This is a genomic window from Candidatus Zymogenaceae bacterium (genome assembly GCA_016931225.1).
Classification (GTDB): Bacteria; Desulfobacterota; Zymogenia; order Zymogenales; family Zymogenaceae; genus JAFGFE01.
Window position 1 is genome coordinate 66,765 of the sequence record JAFGFE010000010.1, and the last position, 12,051, is coordinate 78,815.

Consider the following 12,051-nt stretch of genomic DNA (forward strand, 5'->3'; position numbering starts at 1 on the left):
GTCAAAGGATTTGGAGTCATCAAGGAAAACCATTTTACTTGCGTTGAGTCTCTTTTGATGATAGAAACAGAAACGGTTTTTATAGGCGATTGATAGAATGATAGAGTTGAATTTTGAGAAGTTTCATGGTCTGGTGCCGGTGGTGATACAGGATCATGCCGATGGACAGGTTCTCATGGTCGGATTTATGAACCGGGAAGCCTGGGAGCGAACCCTTGCCGAGGGGGAGGTGGTTTATTACAGCCGCTCCAGAGACGGTATGTGGAAAAAGGGGGAAACCTCCGGGAACGTCCAGAAGGTAAAAAATATTTTCGTCGATTGCGATGAAGACACCCTGCTGATTACCGTGGACCAGGTCGGCGGCGCCGCGTGCCATACCGGATACCGCACCTGTTTTTATCGAAGGGTGGTCGATGGGGAGATGGTTGAAGAGGGCACGCGCGTGTTTGATCCCGATGAGGTGTACAAGAAGAGCTGATGTGTGTCGTCACCGGGCGCCCGATCTCGAGCGCCCGCATAAAGAGCAGGCTCTGTGAAGGAAAAAAGCCGATATAAGGAGTATGTCTGTTTTCACCGGCGGGAAGCGACGTGTCGCACAGGTCATGGAGCGGTAGAGGGATCTTTCAGGGAACAGTTTTCGTCTTTTATGCAAGATGTTACGTGGTTGAAGAAAGACCGTACAGTATGGTATATATCGATTAAAGTGCAGGAAGAACCGATGACAACCGCCGCCGGGAACAGGTGGCTTTCATTCACAATTCACGACGGGTATTCATATCTATCGTGGAGTATCTCATGAGTGAATCGGAGAAGACCGTCACCAACATCTCAATCAGGGCAACCTACGACTCTCTTGGAGATGTCCTGGGTCCCCGGGCCCGAGACATGATATTCAGGAACGCCGGCATGGGGCGTGTGCTGGAAAGCGTTCCCGATTATACCTGGGAGAAGAATTATACAAACGCCGAACTGGTGATGTTGTACTACAAGACGGTTGATCTGGTGGGAGTGGTGGGAGCCCAGGGGATTCTCCGGCAGATGGGATACACAAACGCCGAAAAGACCGACCAGGTTCTGCGGATACTCGATCAATTCACTGACCTGTCGCCCAAAGAGCTGTTGTATAAAGGGTTTGAATTGCTCAAAACCGCCATTAACCGGGGAGACGTGGAAAACGGGATCGGCGATGTCCCGCAATTCAACGTACACGACTGCACGATGTGTCGTGGTGTCGTCAGCAGAAAGCCGTACTGCTCTCCATATGCCGGCGCGCTCCAGTATTTTACCGATCGAGCCTTCGGCAGGGGAGAATACCTGGTGATCGAAACCAAGTGCAAGGCGAAGGGAGACGATACCTGCCTGTTTGAACTGAGACAGAGATAGTCTCGTCTCACGATTTCACAGCCGACATCCCGCCGTATTGGATACAACGGTGCGTCTCTTGCGGGGATAACAGACGGGAGAATTTCATACAGCATGGAGCGCCGCCGATCATGAAGGTGAACCTGCCCGAACTGCTTTGGTACGGTAACCGGACCCTCACCATCGATCTTCCCGACGACTGGGACGTGACCCTGCATCCCATGCGGGGGGCCGAGTCCCCTCCCCTTTCCACCGACGACATGAGGCGGGCGCTGACCTCGCCGTGCGGTTCCCCCCGGCTTCTTGATCTGGCCCGGGGAAAGCGGACCGCCGTCATCGTCTTCGATGACATCACCCGCCCCACCCGGGTGGGGGAGATCGCACCGCTTGTTATCGAGGAGCTGATAGCCGGGGGCATCGATGAGGGGGAGATCACCTTCGTCTGCGCCCTGGGAAACCACGGCGCCCATACCTCCCACGAATTCAGAAAGAAGCTCAGCCCGGATATTCTGGAGCGCTTTCGCGTCTTCAACCACAACGCCTATGAACACTGTGTGCTCAAAGGGGAGACGTCCCGGGGGACGAAGGTACTCATCAACCGGGAGGTGGCGGAGGCGGACCTGGTCGTGGGCATCGGCTGCGTGACGGCCCACGCCAACACCGGCTTTTCCGGGGGAGGAAAGATCATGCTCCCCGGTGTGTCCCATATAGACAGCGCCGCCCACTATCACATCCAGGTCCACGGTATCGCTCCCGAGACCTGCGGCCTGGGCCGGTTTGACGGGAATGTCATGGAGGCGGACATCCGGGAGGCGGCGCGCTTGGCGGGGCTGGACTTCAAGGTGGATGTCCTGGTCAACGGCAGGGGAGAGACGGCGGTCTTTTTTTGCGGAGACGTTCTGGCACAGCATGATAAGGCGGTAGAACAGGCCAAAAGCTTCTACGCCCTTGATCCCGCGCCGGAAGATCGCGATGTCATCATCTCCAACGCATTTATCAAGGCGAACGAATTATTCATCGCCGTGGCCCTGGGGGACCAGGCGCTTCGGGGTCGTCCGGGCACCGTGGTGGTCGTCGCCAACGCCCCCGAGGGACAGATTCCCCACTATTTCCAGCGCAGCTTCGGCCGGAATTACGGCGGCAGGCATTACCCCATCGCCCGGATTCGGGAAGGGCTTGATGTTATCCTGGTGGCGCCCCATTACGACAGGACCTTCACCGACTGGATTGAAAACCGGGAGGTGGTCAAGAGGGTGGCTTCGTGGGAGGAGGCGCGGCGTCTCCTGGAGGCGTCGCACGGTTCCGGCACCCGGGTGGGGGTGATTCCCAACGGCACCATTTCATATATTGATGCCGGCGTATAATCCGGGGAGGTCGTGGTCCCCTCCATTGTTTCCCTCGGGACGCGAACGGTGGACGCCTCAAAGTCTCTCAGATGCGTGCATGCGCCGGGACCGCACATCCGCCTGTTTTTTCCCCGCCGATCGCCCGATCTACGGGTCCGTCGAGATAAATGTCAGTTTGATAATCCGCTCGGTCTTCTCGGTGACATGAAAACGACGATCCACCGTGAATCCCACCACCCATACGGGAGTCTCACCGCAGGCGACGATGGGGATGGAATCCCTCTGGGATCGTTCTATCTTCCGATCGATGAAGTAGTCCTTTATTTTTTTTGAGCCGCCGCCGCCCCCCGGGCTGATGCGGTCGCCGGGAAGTCGGGCGCGGACGGAGAGGGGGGCGGAGAGCAGGTCGGCGTCCAGATAGGCGAAATCACTCCCCCGGGCGATACGGGAATCGGGCCCGTCGGGCGAAGACTCCTGGCGTTCGTGTGTGTCCCGCTCTCGCTCCAAAAATTCCGCCGTAATCGTCGCCTTCCAGCCGTCGAGGGCGGTCCTGCCGGGAACAGCGATCTGTACCGTTCCTTTTGGATCACATTCGGGGCCGCCGGATGTGATTGTAAGATTGTTATATGTCCTGACGGCCTTCAGTCCGCCTGGAAGATCGATGGAGCGCTCTCCTCGGGAGGGGCCGGAGATCAGACGGCAGACGGCGTTGATGTGGGTGTCACCAATGCGAAGCGGCTTCTTCCGATAGCCCTGTGCGCTGTAGATGAGCTTTTTGACAACCTCTTTTTTTATGCCGTCCGGCAGCTCGTCCACCTCCCCGATCGATAGCGTCACCCCGGGACGTACCCTGGCCTCCGCTTTTACGTCCACCGATTCATACATCTTTCGAAGCCGGCCGATCGCACCTGCGATGTTCTCCTGCGCACCGGGATTAATCTTGAGGAGCGCCGGGATGATCTCGCTTCTGATGCGGTTTCGGGTGTATGTGGGGGAAATGTTGGACGAATCCTCCACCCACGGGATTCCCCGCTTTCGGAGAAAATCTTCTATTTCGTAACGCGTCACGTCGATCAGCGGGCGGGTATAGGGTGGATCGTACGGACTGATGCCCGAGAGCCCCTGGGGTCCGGATCCGGTGACGAGGCGCATCAAAAAAGTCTCCACGTTATCGTCCCTGGTATGGCCGGTAGCGATCTTGGAGGCGCCTGAAAATTCGAGTGTTTTTCTGAAGAAGGCGTTCCGGACGTTCCTCCCCGCCTCCTGGATGCTTATCCCGTCCCTCCGGGCGATTTCCTTTACATTGACGTGGGTTACATGAACGTTGAGCCCGAGAAATCGAGCCAAGGCGACGGCGTGTTTTTCGTCCCTTTTGGATTCAGCGCCGCGCAGGCCGTGGTTTACATGGGCCGCCTCCACACGGATGTCGTATTCCTCTTGAAGATGCGTGAGGATGGTCAAGAGCGCCGTGGAGTCCGCCCCGCCGGAGATCGCCGTGATCACGACATCGCCGGGTACAAGCATTCCATGGCTGTCTATCGATTCCCTGACGATGTTGATGACATCCTGTTTCATGGCCGTAGTATACCACAATGAAGATGGGAATACATCCCGACTGACCGGGAGTTTACTATAAATACGTCGGGATGTGTGTAAAAAACAATCTCTCGATCGTTCAACACCGTTTACGTCGAGAAGCCACATCGTCGACCGGGATGGTATGGTCTTCCATACGCCGGTATGTGCCGTGTTTCGAGAATGGTCGGGAAAAGGGCGGTCGCACCTGTTCTAAAACGTTGACGGCACGCGATGCTACTCATACCAACATGATAAAACAATAAAGATGCAAAATATTTTACGTTTTGTGTATAATATTTTGCATTTCTAAGTATTTGTAATCGCTGTATTATTCGGAAATGAGCGAAAAAGGGTATTCGGAAGCACGTTGTTTTTCATAAAAAAACGCACCCGGGTGGGGAGACCGGAGGATGGACGGTAACATATTGAAAATAATAGAAATATATGCCATTGAAAAAGCGGGATCAAAACGATTATGGCACGCAGATTGCTTATGGAGTATGTAGAGGTCATTACAGTATCATCTCTGGACGGCAATGAAAGGAAGAAAAAATGGCACGAGAAATGATAACAAAGAACGATTACTATATGTTCGAAGTTGACCCCGCTATCAACCGGCTTTTCATCACAATGAAGGGCTTCTGGGAGAATGCGGGAGTCGTCCCAAACTATCTGACGGATGTAGATCCGGCTCTCGACAAGCTCAGCCACGGTTTCACGAATCTTGTGGACGTAACCCAGCTGAAAAATCCTCCCAAAGATGTCAGAGACCTCTTTGAGAGTATACAGAAAAAATTTATTTCCAGGGGAATGTCCAAGAACGCGGAGGTTGTCAGTTCGGCGTTTGTTGAGGTAAACCTGGATGAAGTCGCGTCTCACTCCGGAATGTCTGCGGTACTTCGACAGTTCAAAAGCATGGCGGAAGCCCTCGCATGGCTGGACGAAAAATAAACACGGTTACTGTACATGGGGCTGTTCTTTGGGCGAATGATGCAACCTGCCCTTTTGATTGTACAAGAAAATCGTCGAGAGCTTCCGTTGTGTAGCATGCCGGCCTTATGGTTGGAGGGTATCTCTCACAAAGGGGATATATGAATAAATTACTTGTACTTTTTCAAAAGGACTGAAACAATGGCACGAGAGACGATCGCAAAAACCGATAATTATCTGTTTGAAGTTGATCCGGACATCAATCGACTCTTCATCACGCTGATGGGTTTCTGGGAGAATGTGAATGTCGTACCAAACCTTATGACGGATATTGATAAAGCGTTGGATAAGGTACGTCCCGGTTTTACGAACCTGGTGGACACCACCCAGTTCAAAACGCCGCCGAAGGAAGTCATGGAAGCGTTCGGCAGGGTGCAGCAGAGGATTATGGCCAGAGGGATATCAAAGAACGCGGAGGTCGTCAGCTCGGCCTTTGTTGAGCTGAATCTCGAAGAAGTTGCGTCTCAATCCGATTTGTCAAAAGTCTTGCGGCAGTTCAAGAGCATGGCGGAAGCCCTCTCGTGGCTGGATGAATGACACCTGTATCTGTTGCAACAAACGTGACTGCGATGATTTGTGCACTTGGAAGCGGAACCTGAACCTCATGATATAACTCACGCTCATACACACCTTCATATTCACGCGGAAGGGGGGTCGAGAAATCGGCCCCCCGTTTTTTTATCGATAGCGTCCATTACCTTCCAAGGAGAGGGTGGGATGCTTTTTTTTTGTGAAAACGGTTCAAGACGTGTTATAATCCATATTTCCCGTGCGATGCATGTTAACCGGTTTTCAAGGCGTTATCGATGATCCCCCGCTATACCCGCCCCAAGATGGGAGCCGTCTGGACCGATGAGAGAAAATTCGACACCTGGCTCGCCATAGAAATCGCCGCCTGCGAGGCATGGACGGAATTGGGGAAAATCCCCACAGACGATCTTGCCGTCATCAAGAAAAAGGCGAAGTTTAACACCGAGGAAATCCTTGAAATCGAAGAGACGACCAAACACGACGTCATCGCCTTTTTGACGAACGTCGCCGGATATGTGGGGCCGTCCTCACGCTTCATCCACATGGGTCTGACGTCGTCGGACATCCTTGATACATCCCTGGCCCTGCTCTTGTGCGAAGCCGCTGACATTATACTGGAAGACATCGATGAACTGCTGGCGGTCCTCAAAAGGAGGGCGTACGAATTCAAGGACACCATCACGATAGGCCGATCCCACGGCATCCACGCAGAACCGATATCCTTTGGACACAAGCTCGCCATCTGGTACGACGAGATGAAGAGAAACCGGGCGCGCCTGGAGGACGCGAAGGAATCTGTGCGCACCGGTAAGCTTTCGGGAGTGGTGGGGAGCTTCGCCACGGGAGACCCCCGACTGGAGGAGCTGGTCATGGCGTCTTTGGGACTGAAGCCCGCTCCCGCCTCCACCCAGGTCGTCCAGCGGGATCGGCACGCGCAGTTTTTCACCACCCTGGCGATTATCGCATCAAGCATCGAGAAGTTCGCAGTAGAAATACGCCATCTTCAGCGCACCGAGGTGCTGGAGGCCCAGGAATACTTTGCAGTGGGGCAGAAGGGATCGTCGGCCATGCCCCACAAGAGAAACCCGATCCTCACCGAAAACCTGACGGGCCTTGCCAGGATTGTGCGGGCCAATGCTCTCGCGGCCCTGGAAAACGTGGCCATGTGGCACGAGCGGGACATCAGCCATTCATCGGTGGAGCGGGTTATCGCACCGGATTCCACGATCCTCGTGGATTTTATGCTGGGACGCATCACGGGCGTCATCGACACGCTTGTGGTCCGTCCTGATAACATGATGAAAAACCTCCGGCTGACCGGAGGGCTGATCTTTTCCCAAAGGCTGTTGCTTTCCCTCATAGACAAGGGGATGATCCGGGAGGACGCCTACGCCGTGGTCCAGCGGTTGGCGGCGATCGCCTGGGATGAGGGGAAGAATTTCATGGACCTGGTCCGGACCGATGATACCATTGCCGATCACCTCTCCTCGAAGGAGTTGGAGGAGGTATTCGATCCGGTGTGGTACATCCGCCATACCGATACGATTTTTTCCCGGGTCTTCGGAGACTCACAGTAAAACAACGGATCCGGCGTCATCCGACGCCCTGCATGATTGCCGTGTAAAGCGGTATGAGGAATGAGAAGGGACATGTAATGTGAACACACACAATCCCGACAAATTCGGCGAGGAATGCGGCGTTGTCGGTGTGTACGGCAGGACCGAGGCCAGCAATCTTGCCTACCTGAGCCTGTACGCCCTTCAGCACCGGGGGCAGGAGAGCGCGGGCATCGTCACGATGGATAATTCCAGCTGCTACGTTCACAAGGGCATGGGTCTGGTGAACGACATTTTCGACGAGGATACCCTGGAGTCCCTCCCGGGACACATGGCGATCGGCCACGTGCGTTACTCTACGTATGGATCCTCAACCCTGGAAAACGCCCAGCCCTTTGTGGTCAACAGCTACCGGGGCGCTCTGGCCGTGGCCCACAACGGTAATCTCGTCAATGCCTCCCGCATACGGCGGGATCTTGAAGAGGGCGGGTCGATTTTTCAGTCCACCATGGATACCGAGGTGATCGTACACCTCATGGCCGCCTCCAAGAAGGACGCGTTGGTCGACCGGCTCATCGATGCGTTGGGCAAGGTCAGCGGCTCCTATTCCCTGGTGATGCTCACCGAGGGGAAGCTTCTGGCCGCCCGGGATCCCCGGGGGTTCAGACCCCTGGTGTTGGGAAAGCTCGGGGATGACTTCGTGGTGGCCTCGGAGACATGCGCCCTGGACCTGATTAACGCCTCCTATCTTCGGGACGTGGCGCCGGGGGAGATCATCCTCTTTGATCACGACGGTATGCATTCCTACATGGCCCTCCCGAAGAAAAAGCCCGCCTTCTGCATCTTTGAATATATTTACTTCGCCCGTCCGGACAGCATGGTGTTCGGGCAGAATGTCTACACCATCAGGAAATCCTTCGGGGAACAGCTCGCAAAGGAGGACGATATCGAGGCGGATCTGGTCATTCCGGTGCCGGACTCAGGCGTGCCCGCGGCCATCGGATACGCCCAGGCGGCGAATCTCCCCTTCGAGTTTGGGCTCATCAGGAACCATTATGTGGGCAGAACCTTCATTGAGCCCAGCAGCGGCATTCGTCACTTCGGCGTCAAGATAAAGCTGAATCCGGTCAAAGGGGTCCTCGCCGGAAAGCGGGTCGTCGTCATCGATGATTCCATCGTCCGGGGGACCACGTCCCAGAAGATCATCGGCATGATCAGAAACGCCGGCGCAAAGGAAATCCACATGCGCATCAGCTCTCCCCCCACCACTCACTCCTGTTTTTACGGTATAGACACCCCCACCAGGGAGGAACTGATCGCCTCGTGTCATGAATGCGTCGAGATCGCCAGATTCATCGGCGTTGACACCCTCAAGTATCTCACCCTGGAGGGGCTGATGCATCGGGCGAAGGGGACGGGCCTCACGTTTTGCAACGCATGTTTTTCCGGCGACTACCCGGTCTTCGTCGACGAATCGACCGAGGAGGTCAATCAACTGGTGTTGTTTCCGAGACGGCCCCGGGCGACGGGGGGGTTGTAAATGAGGGAGGTCAACCTCCTTGACACGTCCATCGATCTGAAGATCGTCCTGGCGGGGCCTCCCAGGGCCGGAAAAACCGGGATACTGCGCCGCCTCTACAAACAGACAGACAAGCGATTTCGCTCCACCCTCACCAGTTATGTCGATCCCGACGGCGATACTCTTTATTTTGATCATCTTCGCATTGTGTACGGACGCGCCGGAAACAGGTGGATCAATATCGACGTGTACACGGCCCCGGGTTCACCGGAGTTGGTTCATCGACGCCGGCAGACCCTGATGCTGGCGGATTTGGTGGTGTTCGTGTCCGGCGCGGACGGCATCCCCCGGCATGACGCCGAAGCGGTGTTTCAGGAAATCACGCGGCACCTGACCGCGGATACTCTCAGAACGAACAGCTTTCCAATCCTTTTCCTTTGTACCGACGGCGATGGAGTGGTGATTCAGCCCCCGTCACGGCGTACAGACATTCGTCGGTCATGTGATATTAAAGAGAAATGCTGTGTCATCCCGGGGGGACGTGACGTCTGGTGTGCCATGCACGAGGCGGTGAATATGGCACTGGAGGGGAGGGGTATCACCCGATATCGTCGGTACGAGGTGGAAAACATGCGTTTCCGATGGATTGGCGCGACCGAGCGGGTGCTGGATGACAGGCGTTCCCCGCTATCCACGGACTGCGATTCCGGGCGGGACGGTCTTGCGTTTTCCTCATCGGGAAACATCGTACGAATCGATCCCGCACGGCCCGAGTTTTTCAGGATTCTCGCTGATACGTTCGACAGAAGGGGGAGCCTTCATCTCGCGAACAAGTATCACAACAGGGCAAGAAGCCTGATGCGCATCGAGGGAGGGGGCATTGTCACCAGGGTGGTGTCTGGGGAGGCGAAAAATCCGATGACCGCCCGGGACAGAAACCGCGCTCTGACCATGACAAGGGAGTTTATCGCCAAGTGTGATATCCGGCGGGCGATGAGGGCCCTCAGGATGGTTTCCGCCGGTGCTCCGGAGACGTATGAAACACTGATGGTCATCAAATACCTGGCGTGGATAAAGATCCGTTCCGGCAGGGGCGAGACCGGCCTGAACTCGCTGGCCCGATTGGCCGGCCGATTCATGGGAATGGGATACCATCATGAGGCGGCGGCCCTGTTTCGTCGTGTGCTCCGTACGCGGCCGGGAAGCCTCGAATGTCTTCTGGGAGCATCTATGGCGATGGAGGGGATGGGACGTATCGTGGATTCACTCGCCTATCTGTTTTCGGCCCGTCGTGTCATGGATGACGGCAAAATCCGGGTGGGACGGTCGGACGTTGATAAAAAAATCGACGAGATCGAAAGGCTCGTTCATACACGATCGATCGCCCGCCAGGGCTGATTGTTCTCCGACCGGCTCGGGCCGGGATATATAGGTAAATATCGACGCCCGATCGGCACCGAGGATGTTCGCCGCCCCTCGGGAGGCGGGGTGATTCGTGGCGTCGTCGATCCGGTCGATATCAGGTACGGGGGATGGTGGGTTGGCGGGTGGATGCTGATTCCCATACGATCGGGACGACTCGGCCCCGGACGGATGTTGGGTGAGTGAAGAGCACAAGACACCGCAGGAGCAACACGATATCGGCCATCGGAAAGGCGGCCGATGTGCATTTTAAGTATATGGGAAAGCGGGGATCAATCCCTCGGTTCTATCTTGAACTCCCTGCCGCCGGTGCCCCGTCCGGTGATGGTAAATTTTACTCCCAGGGCTGAGAGGGTTCCCAGACCGCCGGTAAAGGCAAGCAGTATCCCCCCCGCTATGAGCAGCCCCAGCTTGCTTGTCGGCTCGGGGTCCAGGATCGCCGCGGCCACCATGGCCACGCCTGCACCGGAAAGCCCTATTCCCACCAAGACAGATGCGATGGTCTTCCAGGGGAGGCCCGCCTTGCCCTTGGCTGCGCGGATCAGGTTCACCGCAGATTCCAGATCCTGCTGCGTGATACCGATTCCGGCGTCGTCGACGAAGATGAACGGCACCTTCTCCTTGTAGTGGTTCAGCGCCTTATGCAGCCAGTCTTCCTCGCTTGTGCGCACGGTGGCGTCCACCGCCGTGCGAGTGACGATGGATGTGTCGGTTTTTTTTCTTTTGAATAGTGATTTCATTCCACATACATCATACAGAAACGGGACGAAATTGTCAATCGTGCTGCATTGGGTGTATGTACGTGTCGGAACGGGCCGCAAGCCGGCGGGGGTGAGGGAGCCGAAAATGATACTTGTTCATGAAGGCGTCCCGCTTCCGGACGAGGCTGATGGAAGGCAAGAGATATATCGTCGGCTGCATCGATTGTGTACCGGAGGTGCAGTCTGATGTGTTTCGGAGGTGCCACGGAGTTCGCTGGGGTTGAAGGGAGAAAAAATTCTGGACAATCGGAAAAAAAGGAGGTAATATTACTAGTTTTAAAGGCAAATATATCGAGAAATGACTTGAAATCAAGAAAACCCATGATTATGTTATAAAGTGTATTGAAGTGAAGCGATATACTGATAGTACTGTACACCATGAAATGACTGGAGGTGTTTTGAGTGCCGATCTATGAATATGAGTGTCAGCAGTGCGGTGAAGTCACCGAGGTAATGCAGCGGATAACCGAAGATCCCCTCACCACGTGTGAAATATGCGGCGGACCGATCAAGCGTCTGATTTCAAATACCAGTTTCGTTCTGAAGGGTACCGGCTGGTACGCCACCGACTACGCCGGAAAAAGTAACGGGGCCAACGGTTCCGGCGGGAAACGGAGCACGGAGACGAACCTGTCCGGTTCTTCGGACAAGAAGGAAACCGGCACCGAGAAAACGAAAAGTGCGGAAAAATCCACCCCCGCATCGGAATAAACGACGTTATACTCCCCTCACACACACTGCCTTTCTTCGCATTCCGGAGAGTCCACGCACCGTGTTCCGACGATGAGAGAGTCATTGAAAACGGTGTTTTTTTATTACAAACATACACGATCGTTGATCCTTAATTGTTTTTTGCTCCCCCTTTCTTTCTCTAAAAAAGGCTTGCTTTTTCAAAAAAATGAATGTACACTCATTCATTAAAGCGGTTTTCGGAAGCGGTTTTTTTCTTTTATTCCAGTAGGTTATGTTGATGCGTGTGATGGTGA

Annotated in this window: 11 protein-coding genes; 9 read left to right on the forward strand and 2 right to left on the reverse strand. The window is 55.1% G+C overall.

The features are described 5' to 3' along the window. Positions 1-97 precede the first annotated feature (97 nt). The 3 genes from hisI (at position 98) to JW885_04520 (ending at position 2,726) form a co-directional block, all read left to right on the forward strand. Positions 98-478 carry a phosphoribosyl-AMP cyclohydrolase gene (hisI, locus tag JW885_04510; GenBank protein MBN1881415.1) on the forward strand — a complete coding sequence of 127 codons (381 nt, stop codon included), beginning with the start codon at positions 98-100 and terminating at the stop codon, positions 476-478. A gap of 317 nt (positions 479-795) precedes the next feature. Continuing rightward, positions 796-1,383, forward strand: coding sequence for a 4-vinyl reductase (locus tag JW885_04515; GenBank protein ID MBN1881416.1), 588 nt, complete (start codon positions 796-798; stop codon positions 1,381-1,383). A 110-nt stretch (positions 1,384-1,493) separates the two neighbouring features. After that, positions 1,494-2,726: a DUF2088 domain-containing protein gene (locus JW885_04520; GenBank protein ID MBN1881417.1), complete on the forward strand. Its 1,233-nt coding sequence runs from the start codon at positions 1,494-1,496 to the stop codon at positions 2,724-2,726. 129 nt (positions 2,727-2,855) lie between these two features. Here JW885_04520 and tilS read toward each other — a convergent pair whose 3' ends face one another. Continuing rightward, positions 2,856-4,283 (reverse strand): tRNA lysidine(34) synthetase TilS, encoded by a 1,428-nt coding sequence (gene tilS / locus JW885_04525; GenBank protein ID MBN1881418.1) that lies wholly within the window; start codon positions 4,281-4,283, stop codon positions 2,856-2,858. A 555-nt stretch (positions 4,284-4,838) separates the two neighbouring features. Here tilS and JW885_04530 point away from each other — a divergent pair. The 5 genes from JW885_04530 to JW885_04550 all read left to right on the forward strand — a co-directional run bounded on the left by JW885_04530 (position 4,839) and on the right by JW885_04550 (position 10,280). Continuing rightward, entirely contained in the window at positions 4,839-5,237 is a 399-nt protein-coding gene (locus tag JW885_04530; GenBank protein MBN1881419.1) for a hypothetical protein, read from the forward strand. Positions 5,238-5,417: 180 nt separating this feature from the next. Then, positions 5,418-5,813: a hypothetical protein gene (locus JW885_04535; GenBank protein MBN1881420.1), complete on the forward strand. Its 396-nt coding sequence runs from the start codon at positions 5,418-5,420 to the stop codon at positions 5,811-5,813. Positions 5,814-6,082: 269 nt separating this feature from the next. Then, positions 6,083-7,384, forward strand: a complete 1,302-nt coding sequence (locus tag JW885_04540; GenBank protein ID MBN1881421.1) for an adenylosuccinate lyase — start codon at positions 6,083-6,085, stop codon at positions 7,382-7,384. Positions 7,385-7,463: 79 nt separating this feature from the next. Beyond that, on the forward strand, positions 7,464-8,903 hold the full coding sequence (locus JW885_04545; protein MBN1881422.1) for an amidophosphoribosyltransferase: 1,440 nt from the start codon (positions 7,464-7,466) through the stop codon (positions 8,901-8,903). Further along, positions 8,904-10,280 carry a hypothetical protein gene (locus JW885_04550; GenBank protein MBN1881423.1) on the forward strand — a complete coding sequence of 459 codons (1,377 nt, stop codon included), beginning with the start codon at positions 8,904-8,906 and terminating at the stop codon, positions 10,278-10,280. 296 nt (positions 10,281-10,576) lie between these two features. On the opposite strand, the gene JW885_04555 is transcribed toward JW885_04550, so the two are convergent. Further along, a complete protein-coding gene (locus JW885_04555; GenBank protein MBN1881424.1) occupies positions 10,577-11,044 on the reverse strand; it encodes a hypothetical protein in 468 nt (155 codons plus the stop codon). A 423-nt stretch (positions 11,045-11,467) separates the two neighbouring features. Here JW885_04555 and JW885_04560 point away from each other — a divergent pair, with 423 nt between their 5' ends. Continuing rightward, a complete protein-coding gene (locus tag JW885_04560) occupies positions 11,468-11,776 on the forward strand; it encodes a zinc ribbon domain-containing protein (GenBank protein ID MBN1881425.1) in 309 nt (102 codons plus the stop codon). Positions 11,777-12,051 lie beyond the last annotated feature (275 nt).

What these genes read in the sequence shown, in the direction of transcription:
- JW885_04515 (MBN1881416.1), top strand. Translation starts at nt 796, where the DNA reads ATGAGTGAATCGGAGAAGACCGTCACCAACATCTCAATCAGGGCAACC.
- tilS (MBN1881418.1), bottom strand. Translation starts at nt 4,283, where the DNA reads ATGAAACAGGATGTCATCAACATCGTCAGGGAATCGATAGACAGCCAT.
- JW885_04530 (MBN1881419.1), top strand. Translation starts at nt 4,839, where the DNA reads ATGGCACGAGAAATGATAACAAAGAACGATTACTATATGTTCGAAGTT.
- JW885_04535 (MBN1881420.1), top strand. Translation starts at nt 5,418, where the DNA reads ATGGCACGAGAGACGATCGCAAAAACCGATAATTATCTGTTTGAAGTT.
- hisI (MBN1881415.1), top strand. Translation starts at nt 98, where the DNA reads ATGATAGAGTTGAATTTTGAGAAGTTTCATGGTCTGGTGCCGGTGGTG.
- JW885_04555 (MBN1881424.1), bottom strand. Translation starts at nt 11,044, where the DNA reads ATGAAATCACTATTCAAAAGAAAAAAAACCGACACATCCATCGTCACT.
- JW885_04540 (MBN1881421.1), top strand. Translation starts at nt 6,083, where the DNA reads ATGATCCCCCGCTATACCCGCCCCAAGATGGGAGCCGTCTGGACCGAT.
- JW885_04520 (MBN1881417.1), top strand. Translation starts at nt 1,494, where the DNA reads ATGAAGGTGAACCTGCCCGAACTGCTTTGGTACGGTAACCGGACCCTC.
- JW885_04550 (MBN1881423.1), top strand. Translation starts at nt 8,904, where the DNA reads ATGAGGGAGGTCAACCTCCTTGACACGTCCATCGATCTGAAGATCGTC.